The 21,186-nt window shown below is 72.8% G+C and carries 18 protein-coding genes and 1 tRNA gene; 6 read left to right on the top strand and 13 right to left on the bottom strand.

The window, feature by feature from the left end; all coding sequences use genetic code 11:
- Window positions 1-40: 40 nt before the first annotated feature.
- A complete protein-coding gene (locus tag AC3YO9_RS14840; protein WP_127782175.1) occupies window positions 41-1,261 on the top strand; it encodes an acetyl-CoA C-acetyltransferase in 1,221 nt (406 codons plus the stop codon).
- 79 nt (window positions 1,262-1,340) lie between these two features.
- On the opposite strand, the gene AC3YO9_RS14835 is transcribed toward AC3YO9_RS14840, so the two are convergent.
- The gene (locus AC3YO9_RS14835; RefSeq protein ID WP_489983718.1) at window positions 1,341-2,249 is read right to left on the bottom strand and encodes a Bax inhibitor-1/YccA family protein; all 909 of its coding nucleotides are present in this window, start codon (window positions 2,247-2,249) and stop codon (window positions 1,341-1,343) included.
- Window positions 2,250-2,399: 150 nt separating this feature from the next.
- On the opposite strand from AC3YO9_RS14835, the gene AC3YO9_RS14830 reads away from it, so the two are divergent.
- Entirely contained in the window at window positions 2,400-2,744 is a 345-nt protein-coding gene (locus AC3YO9_RS14830) for a TfoX/Sxy family protein (protein ID WP_164860573.1), read from the top strand.
- Window positions 2,745-2,766: 22 nt separating this feature from the next.
- Here the strand turns inward: AC3YO9_RS14830 and AC3YO9_RS14825 are convergent.
- The 8 genes from AC3YO9_RS14825 to AC3YO9_RS14790 all read right to left on the bottom strand — a co-directional run bounded on the left by AC3YO9_RS14825 (window position 2,767) and on the right by AC3YO9_RS14790 (window position 9,553).
- Window positions 2,767-2,841 (bottom strand) — tRNA-Leu (locus AC3YO9_RS14825).
- 42 nt (window positions 2,842-2,883) lie between these two features.
- A complete protein-coding gene (locus AC3YO9_RS14820) occupies window positions 2,884-4,203 on the bottom strand; it encodes an NAD(P)/FAD-dependent oxidoreductase (RefSeq protein WP_241249712.1) in 1,320 nt (439 codons plus the stop codon).
- 85 nt (window positions 4,204-4,288) lie between these two features.
- Window positions 4,289-5,218 carry a Ppx/GppA phosphatase family protein gene (locus AC3YO9_RS14815; protein ID WP_127782172.1) on the bottom strand — a complete coding sequence of 310 codons (930 nt, stop codon included), beginning with the start codon at window positions 5,216-5,218 and terminating at the stop codon, window positions 4,289-4,291.
- 46 nt (window positions 5,219-5,264) lie between these two features.
- Entirely contained in the window at window positions 5,265-5,735 is a 471-nt protein-coding gene (locus AC3YO9_RS14810) for a DUF501 domain-containing protein (protein WP_241249710.1), read from the bottom strand.
- Between the two features lie 137 nt (window positions 5,736-5,872).
- Window positions 5,873-6,340, bottom strand: a complete 468-nt coding sequence (locus AC3YO9_RS14805; protein ID WP_489983717.1) for an FtsB family cell division protein — start codon at window positions 6,338-6,340, stop codon at window positions 5,873-5,875.
- A 1-nt stretch (window position 6,341) separates the two neighbouring features.
- A complete protein-coding gene (gene eno / locus AC3YO9_RS14800; protein WP_489983716.1) occupies window positions 6,342-7,625 on the bottom strand; it encodes a phosphopyruvate hydratase in 1,284 nt (427 codons plus the stop codon).
- Window positions 7,626-7,751: 126 nt separating this feature from the next.
- Complete coding sequence (locus AC3YO9_RS14795) at window positions 7,752-8,729, bottom strand: lytic transglycosylase domain-containing protein (protein WP_489983715.1); 978 nt, start codon at window positions 8,727-8,729, stop codon at window positions 7,752-7,754.
- Window positions 8,730-8,803: 74 nt separating this feature from the next.
- Window positions 8,804-9,553, bottom strand: a complete 750-nt coding sequence (locus AC3YO9_RS14790) for a lytic transglycosylase domain-containing protein (RefSeq protein WP_127784646.1) — start codon at window positions 9,551-9,553, stop codon at window positions 8,804-8,806.
- A gap of 137 nt (window positions 9,554-9,690) precedes the next feature.
- Between AC3YO9_RS14790 and efeU the strand changes: the two genes are divergently transcribed.
- The 3 genes from efeU to efeB are packed head-to-tail and all read left to right on the top strand — an operon-like array spanning window position 9,691 to window position 12,961.
- Complete coding sequence (efeU, locus tag AC3YO9_RS14785; RefSeq protein ID WP_489983714.1) at window positions 9,691-10,533, top strand: iron uptake transporter permease EfeU; 843 nt, start codon at window positions 9,691-9,693, stop codon at window positions 10,531-10,533.
- 29 nt (window positions 10,534-10,562) lie between these two features.
- Window positions 10,563-11,699, top strand: a complete 1,137-nt coding sequence (efeO, locus tag AC3YO9_RS14780) for an iron uptake system protein EfeO (RefSeq protein WP_489983713.1) — start codon at window positions 10,563-10,565, stop codon at window positions 11,697-11,699.
- Window positions 11,696-12,961, top strand: coding sequence for an iron uptake transporter deferrochelatase/peroxidase subunit (efeB, locus tag AC3YO9_RS14775; protein ID WP_489983712.1), 1,266 nt, complete (start codon window positions 11,696-11,698; stop codon window positions 12,959-12,961). Before efeO ends, efeB begins: the two co-directional genes overlap by 4 nt.
- On the opposite strand, the gene AC3YO9_RS14770 is transcribed toward efeB, so the two are convergent.
- From AC3YO9_RS14770 to mfd, 3 genes are read right to left on the bottom strand one after another with little or no spacing between them, the layout of a single operon-like run.
- Window positions 12,934-13,902, bottom strand: a complete 969-nt coding sequence (locus tag AC3YO9_RS14770) for a nucleoside triphosphate pyrophosphohydrolase (protein ID WP_489983711.1) — start codon at window positions 13,900-13,902, stop codon at window positions 12,934-12,936. The two genes, efeB and AC3YO9_RS14770, sit on opposite strands and share 28 nt — an antisense overlap.
- Entirely contained in the window at window positions 13,899-14,840 is a 942-nt protein-coding gene (locus tag AC3YO9_RS14765; protein ID WP_489983710.1) for a SurA N-terminal domain-containing protein, read from the bottom strand. The genes AC3YO9_RS14770 and AC3YO9_RS14765 overlap by 4 nt, the downstream gene beginning before the upstream one ends.
- A 22-nt stretch (window positions 14,841-14,862) precedes the next feature.
- Entirely contained in the window at window positions 14,863-18,477 is a 3,615-nt protein-coding gene (mfd, locus tag AC3YO9_RS14760) for a transcription-repair coupling factor (RefSeq protein WP_489983709.1), read from the bottom strand.
- A 182-nt stretch (window positions 18,478-18,659) separates the two neighbouring features.
- Here mfd and AC3YO9_RS14755 point away from each other — a divergent pair, with 182 nt between their 5' ends.
- Window positions 18,660-19,808: a PQQ-dependent sugar dehydrogenase gene (locus tag AC3YO9_RS14755; RefSeq protein ID WP_489983708.1), complete on the top strand. Its 1,149-nt coding sequence runs from the start codon at window positions 18,660-18,662 to the stop codon at window positions 19,806-19,808.
- A 10-nt stretch (window positions 19,809-19,818) separates the two neighbouring features.
- Here AC3YO9_RS14755 and AC3YO9_RS14750 read toward each other — a convergent pair whose 3' ends face one another.
- Window positions 19,819-21,147 carry a UDP-glucose dehydrogenase family protein gene (locus AC3YO9_RS14750; protein ID WP_489983707.1) on the bottom strand — a complete coding sequence of 443 codons (1,329 nt, stop codon included), beginning with the start codon at window positions 21,145-21,147 and terminating at the stop codon, window positions 19,819-19,821.
- Window positions 21,148-21,186: the final 39 nt, after the last annotated feature.

Below are 21,186 nucleotides of genomic sequence, written 5' to 3'. Positions count from 1 at the left end.
CTCGGCAGGTAGCTCAACACGCCGACAGAGGAGTTCTCCCATGCCCGAGGCCGTCATTGTTTCCACTGCACGCTCCCCGATCGGGCGAGCGTTCAAGGGATCGCTGGCCAGTGTTCGTCCCGACGACCTTGCGACGCAGATGGTGGCCGCTGCCCTCGCCAAGGTCCCTGAGCTCGACCCCACCACGATCGACGACCTGCTGCTCGGCTGTGGCCAGCCCGCGGGTGAGTCCGGCTTCAACATGGCGCGCATGGTCGCCATGCAGCTGGGCTACGACGGCCTGCCCGGCACCACGGTGAACCGGTACTGCTCCTCCTCGCTGCAGACCACCCGCATGGCGATGCACGCCATCAAGGCCGGCGAGGGCGACGTCTTCATCTCCGCCGGCGTCGAGAGCGTGTCCAGCTTCGTCCGCGGCAACGCCGACTCCTGGCCGGACACCCACAACCCGCTGTTCGCCGACGCCGAGGCCCGCACCGCCAAGAGCGCCGAGGGCGGCGCCGGGGCGTGGCAGGACCCCCGCGAGAACGGCCTCATCCCGGACGCCTACATCTCCATGGGCCAGACCGCGGAGAACGTCGCCTCCTACACCGGCATCAGCCGCGAGGAGCAGGACCGCTGGGGCGTGCGCAGCCAGAACCGTGCGGAGGAGGCCATCAACAGCGGCTTCTTCGAGCGAGAGATCACCCCGGTGACCCTGGCTGACGGCACCGTGGTCAGCAAGGACGACGGCCCCCGCGCCGGCACCACCTACGAGAAGATCTCCCAGCTCAAGCCGGTGTTCCGTCCGGACGGCGTGGTCACCGCCGGCAACGCCTGCCCGCTCAACGACGGTGCTGCCGCCCTGGTGATCATGAGCGACACCAAGGCCAAGGAGCTCGGCCTGACCCCGCTGGCGCGCATCGTGTCCACCGGCGTCTCCGGCCTCTCCCCGGAGATCATGGGCCTGGGCCCCATCGAGGCCACCCGCCGGGCGCTGAAGCTGGCCGGCATGAGCATCGACGACATCGACCTCGCCGAGATCAACGAGGCCTTCGCGGTGCAGGTCATCGGCTCCGCTCGTGAGCTGGGCCTGGACGAGGAGAAGCTCAACGTCTCCGGTGGCGCCATCGCCATCGGCCACCCGTTCGGCATGACCGGTGCGCGCATCACCACCACGCTGCTCAACAACCTGTCCTCCCGGGACAAGAGCATCGGCCTGGAGACCATGTGCGTCGGCGGCGGCCAGGGCATGGCCATGGTGATCGAGCGCCTCAGCTGATCACCCGCTAGACACCGAGAAGGGCCCGGCAGCGCTGCTGCCGGGCCCTTCTCGTCGCTCCGGGGGGAGCGAGTTGGTGCTAGTCGTTCTGGAAGTAGCTGAGCAGGCGCAGGATCTCCAGGTACAGCCACACCAGGGTGACGGTCAGGCCCAGGGCCACGCCCCACGCGGCCTTCTCCGGCGCGCCCGCGCGGATGAGCTGGTCGGCCTGGTCGAAGTCCAGCAGGAAGCTGAACGCGGCGACCGCGATGCAGATCAGGCTGAAGCCGATGGCCAGGGCCCCACCGTCGCGCAGGCCCATCTCCAGGCCGAACAGCGACCCCACCAGGTTGGCCACCATGAGCACCAGGATGCCGATCATGGCGCCCACGATCATCCGGGTGAGCTTGGGGGTCACGCGGATGGCCCCGGTGCGGTAGACGATGAGCATGCCGGCGAAGACACCGACGGTGCCGATCACCGCCTGCCCCACGATGGCGCTGCCGAAGAGGTCGGCGAAGACGAAGGAGATGGCCCCGATGGCCACACCCTCCGCAGCGGCGTAGGACAGCACGATGCCCGGGTTCATCTTGCGGCCGAAGGTGGCCACCAGCACGAGCACCAGCGCGATCACCACGCCGCCGATGGCCAGCGGGGTGACCAGGTCGGGGTTGGCCGCACACACCAGCGCGGAGATGATCCCGGCCACGGTGAGCACGCCCAGGGTCATGCCGGTCTTCACCACGACGTCGTCGATGGTCATCGCCCGCTCGGTGGAGAACGGCTGCGCCGGCTGCGGCTGGCCGTACGGCTGCTGCTGGCCGTACGGGGCCTGGCCGTGGGGCTGCTGCTGGCCGTACGGGGCCTGGCCGTAGGGCTGCTGCTGGCCGTAGGGCGCCTGGCCGTAGGGGGCCTGGCCGGTCTGGGGCGCCGCGCCGGACCCGAACGTTGCGTACCCGTTCCTGTCCTTGGGCAGGGTGCGGAATACCGGGTTGCTGCTGGTGCGCACGATGTGTTCCCTTCTTGCGGGATGAGTAGCGACGGGCAACAGCCCGTTTGCAGGAGTAACGCGTCTCAACGGTACAAGGTTCCCGGCACGGACGAGACAAATCGGACGCTGACCGGGCGAGGAGCCGGTGGACCTTTGTACCGTCGGTGCATGACGACGGATCCGGAGCTGCTCGAGCACATCCTCGACCAGCTCGCCCCGCTGCCGGTGACCACCCGGCCCCTGTTCGGGGGGCACGCGCTGTACCTCAACGGGACGATCCCGGCGTTCGTCACCGACGACACGCTCAGCCTGAAGATCACCGAGCTCGTCGACGACCGCCTCACCGACGACCTCAAGGGTGAGCTGTTCCCGGGGTCCAAGCCGTACTGGCGCATCCCCCGTGAGCTGCTCGAGGACCACGACTGGCTGCAGGGCGTGGTCGCGGAGACCGCGGCGCGCGTGCCGCCGCCCAAGCCCCGCAAGCCGCGCGGGACGGGGCGGCGAGGCGCATGACGCGCCGACCGCGTGCCCTCGGTGCCCCCGGTCGGAGTCGAACCGACACCGGTAACCCTTTTAAGGGGTCTGCCTCTGCCAGTTGGGCCACGGGGGCGAGCGCCGCGCGAGGTGCCCCGCGCGGCGTGCGTGCGGAACTCTAGCTGGCGGCGGCCCGGTCGAACTCGGCCTTGGGGTCGTGGATCTGGCCGAGCGCGACCACCTCGCGGCGCAGCAGCAGCGCCTCGGTCCAGTCGATGAGCACCCGCACCTTGCGGTTGAAGGTGGGCATCCGGCTGAGGTGGTAGGTGCGGTGCATGAACCAGGCCGGCACCCCCTTGAGCTTGATGCCGTAGACGTCGGCGACGCCCTTGTACAGGCCCAGGCTGGCCACCGACCCGACGTACTTGTGCTCGTAGGGGGTGGCGTCCTTGCCGCGCAGCCCGGCGACGACGTTGTCCGCCAGCACCCGGGCCTGGCGCACGGCGTGCTGCGCCGACGGGCTGCAGGTGGCGCCGGAGTCCTGCTCGAGCTTGGACAGGTCGGGGACCGCGGAGCAGTCGCCGGCGCTGTAGGCGTCCGAGCGGCCGGCCACCTGCAGCGCCGTGGTGCAGCGCACCCGCCCACGCTCGTCCAGGGGCAGGTCGGTCTTGGCGAGCATCGGGTTGGCCTTGACCCCTGCGGTCCACACGATGGTGCCGGTGGGGAACTCGGTGCCGTCGGACAGCCGCACGTTGCCGTCGACCATCGACTCCACCCGGGTGTCCAGGTACACCTGGATGCCGCGCTCGGTGAGCCGCTGCACCGTGTAGACGCCCAGCTTGGGGCTGACCTCGGGCATCACCCGGTTGGTGGCCTCCACCAGCACCCAGCGCATCTCCGAGGGCTTGATCTCCTGGTGGTAGCGCAGGGCGTAGCGGGCCATGTCCTCCAGCTCCGCCAGCGCCTCGATGCCGGCGTACCCGCCACCGATGACCACGAAGGTCAGCAGCTTCTGCCGGCCCACTGGGTCGGTGGTGGTGGCAGCGGTGTCCAGCCGGGACAGCACGTGGTTGCGCAGGTAGATGGCCTCGCCCACGGTCTGGAAGGAGATGCCCTGCTCAGCCAGACCCGGGATGGGCAGCGTGCGGGCGATGGAGCCCGGCGACATCACCAGGATGTCGTACTCGATGGTGGAGGTGTCGCCCTCCGGGGTGGAGACCCAGGCGGTGCGCTGGGAGTGGTCGACCTTGTCCACCCGCGCGGTGACCACCTTGCACTTGCGCAACGCCTTGCGCAGCGGCACCACCACGTGGCGCGGCTCGATGGAGCCGGCCGCCGCCTCGGGCAGGAACGGCTTGTAGGTCATGTGCGGCTGCGGGTCCACCACGGTGATCTGGGCCTCGGACCGACGCAGCTTCTTCTGCAGGCGCAGCGCGGTGTACATGCCGACATAGCCGCCGCCGACGATGAGGATCCGGGCGGGCTTCGCGTTGCTCACGCGTAGATCCTCGCACCGTCCACACTGGTCCGAGCAGGCAGGTCAGCGACGGCGGCGCCGGACGGAGCACCTCCGGGCCAGGTGCTCAGGCGATGGAGAGCGCAATGCCGTCCAGGATGTCGTGCTCGCTGACCACCAGCTCGGTGATGCCCGCCCGCTCGGCCAGCTCCTCGGCGAGCACCCGCGTGATGATGGCGCCACCACCGATGACGTCCGCGCGGCCCGGGTGCATGGGGGGCAGCTCCATCCGCTGGGTGCTGCTGCGGGCGGTCAGGTCGGTGCACACCTCGCGCACCCGCTCCAGCGGGGTGCGGGAGAGGTGGATGAGGTCGCGGTCGTAGGTGGGCAGCTCGTGGCTGACCGCGGCGATGGTGGTCATGGTGCCGGCCACCCCCACCCACGTGCGGGCCTTGGCCACCGGCACCGCGGCGAAGCCTTCCGCCAGCACGTCCCGGACCACCTGCTCGGCGGCGTGGACCTGCTCCGCCGTGGGTGGGTCGTCGGGCAGGCAGCGCTCGGTGAGCCGGACGCAGCCGATGTTGGTGGAGAAGGCCGCCTGCACGCCGTCGGCGTCGCCCAGCACCAGCTCGGTGGAACCACCACCGAGGTCGACCACCAGGAACGGGCCCTCGTCCGGGTCGAGCTCGCCCACCGCCCCGGCGAAGCTCAGGCGGGCCTCCTCGTCACCGGTGATCACCTCGGCGTCCACGCCCAGCACGCCGCGGACCATGGCGAAGAAGTCCTCCCGGTTGGCCGCGTCCCGGGTGGCGGAGGTGGCAACCATGCGCACCCGCTGCACACCCTTGCGCGCCATGACGCCCGCGTACTCCACCAGCGCCACCCGGGTGCGCTCGATCGCCTCCGGCGCCAGCCGACCGGTGCGGTCGACGTCCTGACCCAGGCGCACCACCCGCATGTCGCGGTGCACGTCCCGCAAGTCACCACCGGGGGACACGTCGGCCACCAGGAGCCTGATGGAGTTGGTGCCGCAGTCGATTGCTCCGACCCTGCTCACCGAGCTCTCCTCCCACCCACGGTGCTCGTCACACGCTCGGTGCTCGTCACACGCACGGTCCCTTGCGCCACCACTCGCCGATCCGCTCCAGCGCCTCGTCACCCAGCGGGTTGACGCCGGGCCCCTTGGCCAGCGAGTGCGCCACCAGCACGTGCAGGCACTTCACCCGGTCCGGCATGCCGCCCGCGGTCACCTTCGTGCCCAGCGGCTCGATGGCGTCGCGCTCGGCCAGGTAGCTGTCGTGGGCACGCTGGTAGGCCGCGGCCAGCTCGGGGTCCTCCCCCAGCCGCTCGGTCATCTCCCGCATGACGCCCTCGGACTCCAGCGTGCTGCAGGCCGCGCTGAGCCGGGGGCAGGTGAGGTAGTACAGGGTGGGAAACGGCGTGCCGTCGGGCAGCCGCGGCGCCGTGGTGACCACGGTGGGCTTGCCGCAGCGGCACCGCGCGGCGATGGCCAGCACGCCGCGCGGCTCGCGCTTGAGCTGGGCGTGCACCGCCTCCAGGTCAGCGGTGCTCACGCTGCTCGGGTCCACGTCTGCTGCCTCGTCCTCTGCTGGTTCGATGTCAGTTGTGTCGCTGCCGGGCGTGTCGCTGCCGGGCGTGTCGCTGCCGGTCGTGTCGCTGTCTGGTGGTTCGCCGCCTGTGGGGAAGCTGGTCACCGCGGTGCTCCCGCGGGCTGGTTGACCGAGGCCCACAGCGCCGCGTACCAGTCGGTGCTGGGCGGGCTCACCGGGTTCTCCGCGGCCTCGGCACGCTCGGCGTCGCCGGGCAGCTGCACCTGGTACGGCGTCTCGCCCGGCCGGACGTAGCGCAGCCGCTCCCGGGCCTGCGACTGCACGTAGGCCGGGTCGTCCAGCCGGAGCCGCTGCTGCTGCAGGTCGGCGACCTGGTTGCGCAGCTCCTCCCGCTGGGCCACCGTCTCGGCCAGCTGCTGGCGCTGGCCGACGTAGGTGCGCAGCGGCACCGCGAGGGTCAGGGCGAGACCACACACCACCAGGGCCAGCACCGCGGCCCTGCGGGTGGACAGGCTCAGCCGAAGGCCGAGTCCCGTCCGCGCGCCGGCCGCCCGGTCGGTGCTGGTCCGGCTGGTGCGCGAGGTGCGTCCCGCCCTGCCCCTCGCCACGTCAGCCCTCGATGCGGAAGCGCGGGAAGGCGAGGTCGCCGGCGAAGCGGGCGGCGTCGCCCAGGGTCTCCTCGATGCGCAGCAGCTGGTTGTACTTGGCCACGCGCTCGCTGCGGGCGGGGGCGCCGGTCTTGATCTGACCACACCCGGTGGCCACGGCCAGGTCGGCGATGGTGGTGTCCTCGGTCTCGCCGGAGCGGTGGCTCATCATGCAGCGGTAGCCCGAGCTGTGCGCCATGGTGACCGCGTCCAGGGTCTCGCTGAGCGTGCCGATCTGGTTGACCTTGACCAGCAGCGCGTTGGCGGCGCCCTTGAGGATGCCATCCTCCAGGCGCTCGGGGTTGGTGACGAACAGGTCGTCGCCGACCAGCTGCACCTGGTCGCCCAGCTGGGTGGTGAGCGCGACCCAGCCGTCCCAGTCGTCCTCGCTCAGCGGGTCCTCGATGGAGACCAGCGGGTAGTCGCGGACGAGGTCGGCGTAGAAGGCCGACATCTGCTCGGCGCTGCGGACCTGGCCCTCGAAGGCGTAGCCCTCGGCGGAGTGGAACTCGGTGGCGGCCACGTCCAGGGCGAGCGCCACGTCGGTGCCCAGGGTGAAGCCCGCCGCGCTGACCGCCTCGGCGATGACCTCGAGGGCCTCCTTGGTACCCGCGACGTTGGGGGCGAAGCCACCCTCGTCGCCCAGGCCGGTGGACATGCCCTTGCTCTTGAGCACCGACTTCAGCGCGTGGTAGACCTCGGTGCCCCAGCGCAGGGACTCGCGGAAGCTGGCGGCACCGATCGGCGCGACCATGAACTCCTGCACGTCCACGCCGGTGTCGGCGTGCGCGCCACCGTTGAGGATGTTCATCATCGGCACCGGCAGGACGTGGGCGTTGGGGCCGCCGACGTAGCGGAACAGGTCCAGGCCGGAGGAGTCGGCCGCGGCGCGGGCCACGGCGAGGGACACGCCGAGCAGGGCGTTGGCCCCGAGGCGGGACTTGTCCGGCGTGCCGTCCAGGTCGACCAGCTTCTGGTCCACGATGCGCTGCTCGACGGCCTCGATGCCGACCAGCTCCGGGCCGATCTCGTCGAGGACCGCGCGCACGGCCTTCTGCACACCCTTGCCGCCGTAGCGGGAGCCCCCGTCGCGCAGCTCCACCGCCTCGTGCTCACCGGTGGACGCGCCCGAGGGCACGGCCGCGCGGGAGAAGGTGCCATCGTCCAGCGCCACCTCCACCTCCACGGTGGGGTTGCCGCGCGAGTCCAAGATCTCGCGCGCTCCGACCTGTTCAATGACGGCCACGGGTGTGTCTCCTCAACGCGATTGACGGCAAAGTGACCCCCAGCGTATCGGCCCCGCAGGCCCGCCCGAGCGCGGCACGCGGGAGCGGGTCCCGCCGGTCAGCGTCGGGTGCGCACCAGCCGTCGATCAGTCCAGCGCAGCGCGGGCGTAGCTGTCGGCGCCGGTGAACACGTCCTGCACGTAGGCGTTGGACAGGTTGTAGCTGAGGATGGCCCGCCACCAGTCCTCGCCGTTGGTGAGGTTGCGTCCGCCGACGCACAGGTAGCGCCCGGCGGCCACGGCCGCGTCGTCGATGTTCTGCGGGTCGGCGATCCGGTCGCCGTTGCCGTCGGCCTTCCAGCGCGCCCAGGTGGTGGGGATGAACTGGAAGGGGCCGACCGCGCGGTCCCAGGTGGTGTCGGCGTCGAGCGCCCCGCCGTCGGTGTCCGGGATGGCCTGCACGTTGGGCCCGCCGTCCAGGGGGATGCCGATGATCGGCACGGACGAGCGACCGTCAGCCTGCAACACACGGCCGTTGTAGCGCCCGTGGTTGCTCTCCACCCGGGCGATGCCGGCCAGCGTGGTCCAGGAGAGCTTGCAGCGCGGCTGCTCCTTGGCCAGCACGTTCTGGGCGTTGCCGTAGGCCTGCAGCGCGCGAGCCGGCACGTCGATGCGCCTGGCCAGGCCCGCGGCCCAGGCCGAGTAGGGCGAGAGCCCCGCGGGCACGGTGGAGGCCTGCGGCTCCGGAGCGGCGGGCCGGGGGGCGGGCACCGCCGTCGTGGGCCGGGGCTGGTTGGGCACCGGCTGGACCGGCGCCGGCTGGTTGGGCGCAGGCTGGTTGGGCACGGGGTCGGCCACCGGGGCGCCTGGCTCAGCGGCCGGGGCGGGCAGCGCGGCGTTCTGCGGCGGCAGCGGCGCGGTGGCCGGGGCGTCGGCGTTGACGGGCACCGAGGCGGGATCGCTGCTCAGGCTGCCGTCCACCGCCACCGGGGCCAGCGCCTCCACCACGGGACGGGTGCTGCCGCTGGTCGAGGTGACGGCCTGGGCGCCCACCACGGCACCGACCAGGAGCCCCACCGCTACCAGGGCCACCAGGACGCGTGCCAGGTATCCGCGTGCTCTCACGAGAAGTCCAACGGTCCATCCCCCGTTAAGTTACGCCGACGAACCATTCGTGCTGGTCACCGACTCCCCCGTCGCTACTCCACCACCCCGACCGCGTAGCCGGCCGCGTTCTGCAGCACCTGGTTGGCGTAGACCGCCGACCGGTTGTAGGTGAACAGCGCTGATCGCCACCCGTCCGCGGAGCCCATGTCGGCCCCGGTGGAGCACAGGTAGCGGGCCGCTGCCATCGCCGCGTCGTTGACGTTGTTCGGATCGGCCACCCCGTCGCCGTTGGCGTCGGCTCCCCACCGCTGCCAGGTCTCCGGGATGAACTGCATGGGCCCGACCGCCCGGTCCACGGCGGTGTCGCCGTCCAGCACCCCCTCGTCGGTGTCCGCGATCTCCTGCACCCCCGGCGAGCCGTCCAGCGGGATCCCGATGATGGCCGGCCGGGCCGTGCCCGCCAGGTCGAGCCGGGCGCCGCCGTAGCTGCCGTGGCGCGACTCCACCGAGCCGATCCCCGCCAGCGTGGTCCAGCCGAGCGAGCACTGGGGGCGGGCCGCCGCCTGGCTGGCCGCGGCGTAGCCGTAGGCCTGCAGCGCCAGGGCGGGCACTCCGACGGACGTGGACAGGCGCTGCGCCCACTCGGCGAGCTGCGGGTGGGCGCCGACGGGCAGGGCCAGGTCGAGGGCGGGCACCGGTGCCCCGGGGGCGGGCGGCGCCTCCGCGCGCACCCGCCGGTCCATCATGTTGGAGCTGGTGAGGGCGGAGAACCAGCTGACGAGCGCCGCGGCCGCCAGCACGGTGACCAGCAGCAGCGCCAGCGAACCGACCACGGGGCGCATCGATCGTCGTCGTCGAGCTCTGCGCGCCACCACACCATGGTGCCTGATCTGCCGGTGGGCACGCGCTCGCCCGGCAGCACGGCCTCCTCGTCGGTACCTTCGGGTAAGCCTTGCCTTGCCTCACCTGGGGAGAGTCGATGCTCGTCAGCAACGCGTTGATCGGCCTGCGGGAGGGCCTCGAGGCGGCGATCGTCGTGCTCATCCTGGTGGCGTTCCTCGTCAAGACCGACCGCAGCTCCGCTCTGCGCTGGGTGTGGCTGGGCGTCGGCGCGGCCGTGCTCCTCAGCGTGGCGGTGGGCGCGGCCCTGCACTACGGCACCTCCGAGCTGTCCTTCACCGCCCAGGAGGCAGTGGGCGGGTTCGCCTCCATCGTGGCGGTCGCCTTCGTCACCTGGATGGTGCTGTGGATGCGCACCGCGGCGCGCTCGCTGTCCGGCACGCTCAGGGCGGGCATGGAGACGGCGCTGCGAGCCGGCCCGGTCGCGGTGGCCGCGATGGCGTTCCTCGCGGTCGGCCGGGAGGGCCTGGAGACGGCGCTGTTCTTCTTCTCCAGCGTCCAGGCGGCCAACGGCGGCACCGCCCAGCCGCTGCTGGGGTTCGCCCTCGGCCTCGCGACGGCGGTCGTCCTCGGCTACCTGATGTACCGCGGCGCCGTGCGGATCAACCTCAGCCGCTTCTTCACCGTCACCGGCGTACTGCTCGTCGTCGTGGCCGCCGGCATCCTCGCCTACGGCGTGCACGACCTGCAGGAGGCCGGCATCCTGCAGGGACTGAACACCCTGGCCTTCGACGTCAGCGCCCACGTTCGGCCGGACTCCTGGCTGGGCACCCTGCTCAAGGGCATCTTCAACTTCTCCCCCGCCACCACCGTGCTCGAGGCGGTGGTCTGGGTGCTCTACGTGGTGATCGTGCTGACCCTGTTCCTGCGCCCCACCCGCAGCGCCGCCCCCACCCCCGCCACCGCCGCACTCCGCTCGTGAGCGCGCCCCCGCCCCGAAAGGTGTCAGCCGTGCCTCGCACCCCCCTCGCCCGCCCTCTCTCGCTGGCCACTGCCCTCGTGCTCGTGCCGCTCACCCTGGCCGGGTGCACCGCCAAGGCCGGCAGCAGTGCGCACGGCGTGGTCTCGGTCAAGGCCGGCGACAGCTCCTGCGAGGTCTCCACCACCAGCGCGAGCACCGGCAACACCACCTTCGAGGTGACCAACACCGGCAGCAAGACCACCGAGTTCTACCTCTACGCCGAGGGCGACCGGATCATGGGCGAGGTGGAGAACATCAGTCCCGGGCTCAGCCGACGACTCATCGTGGAGGTCCCGCAAGCCGGCAGCTACACCACCGCCTGCAAGCCCGGCATGGTCGGCGACGGCATCCGCGGGGACTTCCTGGTCAGCGGGGACACCGTGCAGGGCGACACCGACACCAAGCTGGACGACGCCACCGACAGCTACCAGCGCTACGTCAACAGCCAGGCCGACGCGCTCACCGCCAAGACCGCCGAGTTCGTCGTCGCCGTCAAGGCCGGTGACGTGGCGCTGGCCAAGACGCTGTACCCGGTGGCCCGCACCTACTGGGAGCGCATCGAGCCGGTGGCGGAGAGCTTCGGCGACCTCGACCCGATCACCGACGGCCGCGAGGACGCCCTGGAACCCGGCCAGGAGCTCACCGGCTGGCACCGCCTGGAGCGCGACCTGTGGCGCGACGGCCTGCAGCCGGACTCCGTGGCCATGGCCGACCAGCTGCAGACCAACGTCAACGAGGTGTCCACCCGGGCCCGCACCGTGGAGCTCTCCGCGCTGGAGATGGCCAACGGCGCCAAGGCCCTGCTGGACGAGGTGGCCACCGGCAAGGTGACCGGCGAGGAGGAGGCCTACTCGCACACCGACCTGTGGGACTTCCGCGCCAACATCGACGGCTCCGAGGCCGCGATCGCGTCGCTGCGCCCGGTGCTGCAGGAGCGCAACCCCGACCTGGTCCCCACCCTCGACGCTCGCTTCACCGCGGTGGACCAGGCCCTCACCGCGCTGCAGTCCGGGGACGGCTACGTGCTCTACGACCAGCTCACCCCCGAGCAGGTCAAGGACCTCTCCGACAAGGTGGACGCGCTGGCGGAGCCGCTGAGCAGCGTGGCCGGGACGGTCGCGGAGTGAGCACCCCGTCCCCGGGCGGGCGGTTCTCCCGGCGCCGGCTGCTGGGGCTCGGTGGCGCCGCGGTGGCCGCGGCCGGGGTAGGGGTGGTGGCTGGGCGGGAGACCGCCGGCGGAGCCACGGTGCCGGGCTCCGCCACGGTGGCCTTCCGCGGCAGCAGGCAGGCCGGGATCATCACCCCGGCGCAGGACCGGCTGCACTTCGTCGCCTTCGACGTCACCACCGACTCCCGCACCGAGCTGGTGGACCTGCTGCGGGAGTGGACCCGGGCGGCCGAGCGGATGACGGCCGGGCAGGAGGCGGTGCCGGACGGCGCCACCGGCGGCAAGGCCCACGCCCCGCCCGGGGACACCGGCGAGGCACTGGGCCTGCCCGCCTCCTCGCTCACCCTCACCATCGGCTTCGGCCCGTCGCTGTTCACGCACCCCGCCCAGGGGGATCGCTTCGGCATCGCCGGGCAGCGCCCGGACCCGCTCACCGAGCTGCCGCGCTTTCCGCACGACCAGCTGGACCCGGCCCGCAGCGGGGGCGACCTCGCCATCCAGGCCTGCGCCGACGACCCGCAGGTGGCGGTGCACGCCATCCGCAACCTGGCCCGCATCGGGTTCGGGGTGGTGTCGGTGCGCTGGTCGCAGCTGGGTTTCGGGCGCACCTCCTCCACCTCCACCACGCAGGCCACCCCCCGCAACCTGTTCGGGTTCAAGGACGGCACCCGCAACCTCAAGGCGGAGGACCCGGCAGCCCTGGACCAGCACGTGTGGGTGCAGCCCGGCGACGGACCGGCCTGGCTCAGCGGCGGGACCTACCTGGTGGCGCGGCGCATCCGGATGCAGATCGAGACCTGGGACCGCTCCTCGCTGAAGGAGCAGGAGACCATCGTGGGGCGCACCAAGGGCTCGGGGGCACCGCTGGGCCAGGTGGACGAGTTCGACCCCGTCGACCTGGGCATCCGCGACTCGCGGGGGCCGGTCATCCCGGTGGACTCACACGTGCGGCTGGCCTCGGCCGAGGAGCTCGGCGGCATCCAGCTGCTGCGCCGCGGCTACAACTTCACCGACGGCTCCGACGGGGTGGGGCACCTCGACGCGGGCCTGTTCTTCCTGGCCTGCTGCCGCAACCCGCAGACGCAGTTCGTGCCGATGCAGCTGGCGCTGGCCAGCAGGGACGCGATGACCGAGTACCTGGAGCACAACGGCTCCGCCGTGTTCGCCTGCCCACCGGGGCTGGGCAGCACCGACTACTGGGGCTCCACGCTGTTCGGCTGAGTCACCCGTGTCTGGGCCCAGGCCCAGTACCGCCGCCAGTCGGGCTCGGACAGCGCCGCGGGGTCGACGCCGTCGCCGCGCGCGGCGCTCTCGGCCGTCCGCACCTGCGCGGCGAAGCGCAGCGCTGCCCGGCGCAGGGTGTCCTCGGCGTCACCGCCGCCCACCGCCGCCAGCTCGGCGGGCACCAGGTCGGCGGGCAGACCGGCGCGGGTGGCGCGGGAGACCATCTTGGCCGCCAGGGCCAGCGCGGGCTGACCGGTGGCCACCCCCTCCACCGCCGAGTCGCGGCGCTTCTCCACCGCCTTGAGCTCCTCCCAGCGCAGCTGCTGCGCCGCGGAGTCGGCCACCCGCTCCACCGCGCCGTGGGCGGGGTCGGCGAACACGTGGGGATGGCGGTGCACCAGCTTGACCACCAGGGCCCGCGCCACGTCGTCGATGTCGAAGCCACCGTCGGCGGCGGGCTGCTCGGCGGCCACGCGGGCGTGGAAGAGCACCTGCAGCAGCACGTCGCCCAGCTCCTCGACCACGTGCACGGGCGCACCGGAGTCCAGCGCGTCCAGCAGCTCGTAGCACTCCTCCACCAGGTAGCGGCGCAGCGAGTCGTGGGTCTGCTCGGCGTCCCACGGGCAGCCGCCGGGCGAGCGCAGGCGGTCCATCACCGCCACCGCCTCCAGCAGCTGGGACCCGGTGGGCGGGTGGCTGCGCACCACCGCAGCACCGGCCGCCCGCCGCTGCAGCACCTGCGGGTGGGCCTCGTCGGAGCTGACCAGCACGGGGGCGTCGGCCACCACGGTGCACGCCGCCCGCACGGCGTCGGGCACGTCGGGGGTGCAGCTGACCGGGCCGCGCAGCAGGGCCAGCGCCGCCGCGGGCACGTCGTCGGGGCGCAGCGGGTCGAGCAGCACCACGGTCGGCGCCTGCCCGGGGTCGGGCGCGCTCACGACCGCGGGCTGAAGACGACGGAGCGCGGGTCGGACTCGTTGACCACCTGGCCCTGGTACGGGTCCCAGGTGCCGTAGCGGGGATTCACCCGCACCTCGGGGTTGCCGGCCAGCTCCTGCAGCAGGGTGACGCCCAGGGCGTAGGTGGAGCTGGCCTGGGCCTGGCTGGCGTCCACGGCGTCGGCGGAGGTGGTCTTCGGCGCGGTGGTGGTGCGGCTGACGATGCGTGCGGCCTGCCACTGCTGGTCCAGCCGGAAGGCGATGCCGCTGCCCTCGGCGGCGGCGAACAGCGGGCTGCCCGCCAGTCCCTCCAGCACCGCCGGGCTCAGCGGGTAGCCGACCTGGGTCTGCTGGCCCTGGGCCTTCGCCTCGTCCACCACGGCGCGGGAGGACTCCGGGCTCTCCGCCATCCGCCGGGCCTTGGCCTCCGCGTCGGCCTGGTCGGTGGCGGTGGTGAGGTCGGCGACCACGGCGAGGCTGTCCCAGGAGGTGGCGCCCAGCTGGGCGATGACCAGCTGGTCGTGGACGAACTGCGGCAGCGTCTGCGGCGTGATGAAGGTGACGCCCTGCCCGTCCAGCACCTTGGGGTCGATCCTGGCCACCTGGTCAGCGATCGCCTGCTCGTCCACCGGCAGGTTGGTGCGCTGCACCGCCCGGGCGACCAGGGCGCGCTGGACCTCCCCGGAGAGCACCTGCTGGGTGATCGTGGGCAGCTGGTCGCGCACCGCGGCGTTCTCGGGTCCACCGCGGAAGGTGAGCACCGAGTCCACCTGGGACTGCAGCTGCTCCACGCTGATGCGGGCGTCGCCGACGGTGGCCGCGGCGCCGGGCAGCGCCGGGCCTCCCCCACAGCCGGTCACGACCAGGGCGGCGGCAGCAGCGGCGAGAGCAAGAGCGGTCCGGCGGCGGGGTGCCCGCACGGGCTGGGAGACGGTCACGGGCGCCACGGTGCCACACACCTCAACCCACTGCAGCAGTGGCCGGGGTCACACTGACCATGCCGGCGGGCTTGCCGTCCAGCTGCAGCAGCAGGTCCGCCACGAACTGCAGCAGCTCGGTGTCGCGCAACCGCTCTGCCCCGATCCCACCACTGCCGGAGCGGGGCAGCGGCAGCTGCACCAGGTGGGTGGTCGGCTTGTGCTGGGCGCTCGGGTAGAGCCGCTTGAGCCGGACCTGCTGGGAGTCGGCCAGCGGCAGCGGCGACAGCCGCAGCTGGGTGCCGGTGACGGTCACCTCGGTCACCGAGTAGTGCCGGCACAGCAACCGCAGCCGGGCCACCGCGAAGAGGTTGTGCACCGGCTCCGGCGGCGGGCCGTAGCGGTCCACCAGCTCCTCCTGCAGGCCGGCCAGGGCGTCCTCGTCCTGCGCCTCGGCCAGCTTGCGGTAGGCCTCCAGGCGCAGTCGGTCGGAGTCCACGTAGTCCGGGGGGATGTGCGCGTCCACCGGCAGGTCCACCCGCACCTCCTTGACCTCCTCGGCGGTGGGGATGGCGTGGCCGTCGGCGGCGGCGCGGTAGGCCTCCACCGCCTCGCCCACCAGCCGGATGTAGAGGTCGAAGCCGACGCCGGCGACGTGCCCGGACTGCTCGGCGCCGAGCACGTTGCCCGCGCCGCGGATCTCCAGGTCCTTCATGGCCACCGCCATGCCGGCGCCCAGCTCGGAGTTCTGCGCGATGGTGGCGAGCCGGTCGTAGGCGGTCTCGGTGAGCGGCTTCTCCGGCGGGTACAGGAAGTAGGCGTAGCCCCGGTCACGGCTGCGGCCCACGCGGCCCCGCAGCTGGTGCAGCTGGCTCAGGCCGAGGGCGTCGGCCCGCTCCACCAGCAGCGTGTTGGCGTTGGAGATGTCCAGCCCGGTCTCGATGATGGTGGTGCACACCAGCACGTCGTGCTCGCGGTTCCAGAAGCCCTCGACGGTCTTCTCCAGCACGTCCTCGTTCATCTGCCCGTGCGCCACGGCCACCCGGGCCTCCGGCACCAGGTCACGGATGCGCTTGGCCGCCTTGTCGATCGAGGACACCCGGTTGTGCACGTAGAACACCTGGCCGTCGCGGAGCAGCTCGCGGCGCACCGCGGCGGCGACCTGCTTGTCGTCGTAGGCGCCGACGTAGGTGAGGATCGGGTGCCGCTCCTCGGGCGGGGTGAGGATGGTGGACATCTCGCGGATGCCGGCCAGGCTCATCTCCAGCGTGCGCGGGATGGGGGTGGCGGACATGGTGAGCACGTCCACCGCGGTGCGCATCGCCTTGATGTGCTCCTTGTGCTCCACGCCGAAGCGCTGCTCCTCGTCCACCACCACCAGGCCGAGGTCCTTCCACTGCACGCCGGTCTGCAGCAGCCGGTGCGTGCCCACCACGATGTCCACGCTGCCGTCGGCCAGGCCGGCCAAGGTCTCCTTGGCCTCCTTGGGGTCGGTGAAGCGGGACAGCCCGCGCACGGTGACCGGGAAGCCCGTCATCCGCTCGGTGAAGGTCTGCAGGTGCTGCTGCGACAGCAGGGTGGTGGGCGCGAGCACGGCGACCTGCTTGCCGTCCTGCACCGCCTTGAACGCCGCGCGCACCGCGATCTCGGTCTTGCCGTAGCCGACGTCGCCGCAGATCACCCGGTCCATCGGGACCGGCTTCTCCATGTCGGACTTGACCTCGTTGATGGCGGTCATCTGGTCCACGGTCTCGGTGAAGGGGAACGCGTCCTCCATCTCCCGCTGCCACGGGGTGTCCGGGCCGAAGGCGTGGCCGGGGGCGGCCTGGCGGGCGGCGTAGAGCTGCACCAGCTCGGCCGCGATCTCCCGGACGGCCTTGCGGGCCTTGCGCTTGGTGTGCGCCCAGTCCGAGCCGCCCAGCTTGCTCAGCGCGGGCAGCTCGCCACCGACGTAGCGGGAGAGCTGGTCCAGGGAGTCCATCGGGACGAACAGCCGGTCGCCGGGGTGGCCGCGCTTGCTGGGCGCGTACTCCACAACCAGGTACTCCCGGCGGGCGCCGCCGACCGTGCGCTCCACCATCTCCACGAACTTGCCGATGCCGTGCTGGTCGTGCACCACCAGGTCACCGGCGTGCAGGGCGAGCGGATCCACCTGGTTGCGCCGCTTGGCGGGCAGCCGGCGGCCGTCGGTGGTGGAGGCGGCCCGGTTGCCGGTGAGGTCGGACTCCGAGACCACCACCAGCCGGACGCCGGGCAGCACCACGCCGTCGGAGAGGCTGCCGCAGAGCACGGTGACGTGGCCGGGCTCGGGGGCGGCACCGGGCTCGCCGCGCACGGCCGACACCTCGGCCTCCACCAGCCGCTCCAGCACCCGCTGGGCCGTGCCGGCGCCGGCGACCACCACGGCGGCGGCGCCTCCGGAGGCGCAGTGGGCGCGCAGCATGGCGAAGGTGGCGGCGATCTCCGGCTCCAGCCCGCGGGCGGGCTTGACGGCGGTGACGTCCAGAGTGAGCGCGCCGGAGCCCTCGCGCCCGGACAGCAGCGGGCTCAGCGTCCACCACGGGGTGCCGTGCTGCTGGGCGTTCTCGCGCACCTCGTCCAGGCCGCGGTAGGCCGAGGCGCCCAGGTTCAGCCCCTTGGGGTCCAGCGGGGCGGCGGCCCCCACCGAGGCCGCCGTCCAGGACGCCTCCAGGAACTCCTGGCCGGTGCGCACCAGGTCGTGGGCGCGGGTGCGGATCTTCTCCGGGTCGCACAGCAGCACGTGCGAGCCGGTGGGCATCGCGTCGGTGAGCAGCTCCAGCTGGCCGGGCAGCAGCACCGGCAGCAGGGCCTCCATGCCCTCCACCGGGATGCCGTCGGCCAGCTTCTCCAGCATCTCGGTGAGGGCGGCGTCCTCGGCGTGGTCGGCGGCCAGCGCACGGGCCCGCTCCCGCACGTCGGCGGTGAGCAGCATCTCCCGGCAGCCCGGCGCCTCCAGCACGGCGACCTCGACGTCGTCCAGGGAGCGCTGGTCGGCCACCGCGAAGGCGCGCAGCTCGCTCACCTCGTCGCCCCAGAACTCCACCCGCACCGGGTGGTCACAGGTGGGCGGGAAGACGTCCAGGATGCCGCCGCGGATGGCGAACTCACCGCGCTTGCCCACCATGTCCACCCGGGCGTAGGCCAGCTCGACCAGGCGCTGCACCACGCCGTCGAAGCTGTGCTCCTCGCCCACCTTCATCCGCACCGGCTCCATCTCGCCCAGCCCCACCGCCATCGGCTGGACCAGGCTGCGCACGGTGGTGATCACCACCTGCAGCGGCTCGCCCCCGGGGTTCTCCTCCGGGTGGGCCAGGTGGCGCAGCGTCTGCAGGCGCCGGCCCACGGTGTCCGCGCGCGGGGACAGCCGCTCGTGCGGCAGGGTCTCCCAGGAGGGGAACAGCGCCACCCGGTGCTCGCCGAGCATCTCGGTGAGCGAGGCACCCAGGTCCTCGGCCTCGCGGCCGGTGGCGGTGACCACCAGCACGGGCACCTGCTGGGCGAGGGCGCCGACGACGAACGGGCGGGCGGAGCTGGGGCCCTCGAGCTCCAGGTGGGCGGTGCCGACGGCCTCGGTGACCGCCTGCAGCGCGGAGTCAGGAAGGGCAGTGGCGAGCAGACCGGCGAGCGGTGCAGACAACGAGGAGCTCCAGAGGTAGTTCAGCGAGCACGGCAGGCCACCGCCGAATCTGCGCGACCCGGGCGGTGCCTCACCTCAAGTTTAGGCCGGGCTGCACGGTACTGGGGCTTTGACGGGTGCCACCGGCTCCCCTGGCGATCAACAGCAGCGACCGTGAGACTGACGTGGTGCAGCTACCCAGGGTGATCACGTGGACGCTCGGCACCGTGCTGCTGCTGAGCGCCTGCACCACCGAGCCGACCGCGCCCCCGGCCCCGCCGCCGCCCGGCACCCCCGCGCTGCAGGTGCAGACCGTGGCCGCCGGGCTGGAACACCCCTGGGACGTGGGGTTCCTGCCGGACGGGTCGATGCTGGTGACCGAGCGGGCAGGGCGCCTGCAGCTGGTGCGCGACGGCGTCACCACCGCGGTGCGCGCCGACCTCTCCGACGTCCACGCCCGCGGCGAGGCGGGCCTGATGGGCCTGCTGGTGCACCCCGACTTCGCCGCCAGCCGGCAGTTCTCCACCTGCCACGCCCACGCCCAGGACGAGCGAGCGGTGGACGTGCGGGTGAGCACCTGGCAGCTGTCCGCCGACGGCGCGAGCGCGACCCGGGTCGGTGACCCGCTGCTGTCCGGCATCCCGCTCAACCCCTCGGGGCGCCACTCCGGCTGCCGGCTCGCGCTGGGTCCCGCCGGCGAGCTGCTGGTCGCCACCGGCGACACCGCCCGCGCCGGCGTGGCCCAGGACCTGGGCTCGCTGGGTGGCAAGACCCTGCGCGCCGACCTGGCCACGGGCGCCGCCCTGCCCGGCGCCCCGCTGCCCGAGCACCCCTACGTGTGGACCTACGGCCACCGCAACCTGCAGGGCGTCGCGGTGCGTCCGGGCAGCGGGCAGGTGTACACCGCCGAGCACGGGCCGGACGTGGACGACGAGGTGAACCTGCTGCGCGCGGGCGCCAACTACGGGTGGGACCCCAGCCAGGGCGGCACCGAGACCAGCTACGACGAGTCGGTGCCGATGACCGACACCACACGCTTCCCGGACGCGGTGGCCGCGCTGTGGTCCTCCGGCGATCCCACCGAGGCGGTCTCCGGCGCCACCTTCCTCACCGGCGCGCAGTGGGGCCCGCTGGAGGGCGGGCTGGTGGTGGCCGCGCTCAAGGGCCAGCAGGCGCTGGTGCTGCGGCTGGACCCCGCAGGCCAGGTGAGCGACGTGGTCCAGCTGCCCGAGCTGGACGGCACCCACGGGCGGCTGCGCTCGGTGCAGCAGGGCCCCGACGGCGCCCTCTACCTCACCACCGACAACGGCTCCGGGGACGAGCTGCTGCGGGTCACCCCCACCGGCGGCTGAGGGCCCCGGCTCAGGGCCGGCCCACTCCGAGGTAGGTCCACCCCGCCGCCCGCCAGCGGGCCGGGTCCAGGCAGTTGCGGCCGTCGATGACGACCCTGGCGCCGACCTGGCCGGCGAGGGACTCCGGGACGAGCTGGCGGAACTCCTCCCACTCCGTCAGCACGAGCACCGCGTCGGCGCGGGTGCAGGCCTCCAGCGCGGTGGTCGCGTAGGTGAGCGTGGGGAACACCCGCCGGCAGCTCTCCGTCGCCTTGGGGTCGTACACGCTCACCGCGGCGCCCTGCAGCTGCATCTGCCCGGCCACGTTCAGCGCCGGCGAGTCACGCACGTCGTCGGAGTCGGGCTTGAACGCCGCCCCCAGCACCGCCACCCGGGCGCCGAGCAGCGAGCCCCCGACGGCGAGGCGGGTGCGCTCGACCATGGCGGCGCGGCGGCTCATGTTGACGTTGTCCACCTCGCGCAGGAAGGCCATGGCGTGGCCCACGCCCAGCTCGCCGGCACGGGCCATGAACGCCCGGATGTCCTTGGGCAGGCAGCCGCCGCCGAACCCGATGCCGGCGTTGAGGAAGCGGCGGCCGATGCGGTCGTCGTAGCCGATGGCGTCGGCCAGCCGCACCACGTCCGCGCCGGCGGCCTCGCAGACGTCGGCGATGGCGTTGATGAAGGAGATCTTGGTGGCCAGGAAGGCGTTGGCGGCGACCTTCGCCAGCTCGGCGGTGGCCAGGTCGGTGACCAGCAGCGGGACGTCCTCGGCCAGCAGCCGGGCGTAGATCTCCCGGGTCAGCTGCTCCGCGGTGCCCGGGCGGTCCGCGTCGACGCCGAGGACCAGCCGGTCGGGGTGGATGGTGTCCTGCACGGCGAAGCCCTCCCGGAGGAACTCGGGGTTCCACGCCAGCTCCACCTCGTCGCCGGCCGGGGCCACCGCGCGCAGCCGCGCACCGAGGACGGCGGCGGTGCCCACCGGCACGGTGGACTTGCCGAGGACCACCGCCGGCGTGGTGAGCAGCGGGGCCAGCGAGTCGATCACCGCCTCCACGGCCGTCAGGTCGGCGGAGAGCTCGCCGGTCTTCTGCGGGGTGCCGACGGTGAGGAAGTGCACGTCGCCCCAGGCGGCGGCCTCGGCGTAGGAGCCGGTGAACCGCAGCCGGCCACCGGCCAGGTGCGCCTGCAGGATCTGTTGCAGCCCGGGCTCGTAGAACGGGACCTCGCCGTCGTTGAGCTTGGCCACCTTGCCGGGGTCCACGTCCACCCCGAGCACGTCGTGGCCCAGCTCGGCCATGCTCGCCGCGTGGGTGGCGCCCAGGTACCCGGTGCCCAGCACCGTGATCCTGTGACCCATGGAGCAGAGAATGCCTGGTCAGACGGCCTGGCGCCGGAT

Source organism: Rhodococcus sp. Z6_132 (assembly GCF_058133635.1).
Note: the sequence above shows the minus strand (reverse complement) of the source record. Positions and strands in the feature narration are given on the sequence as shown.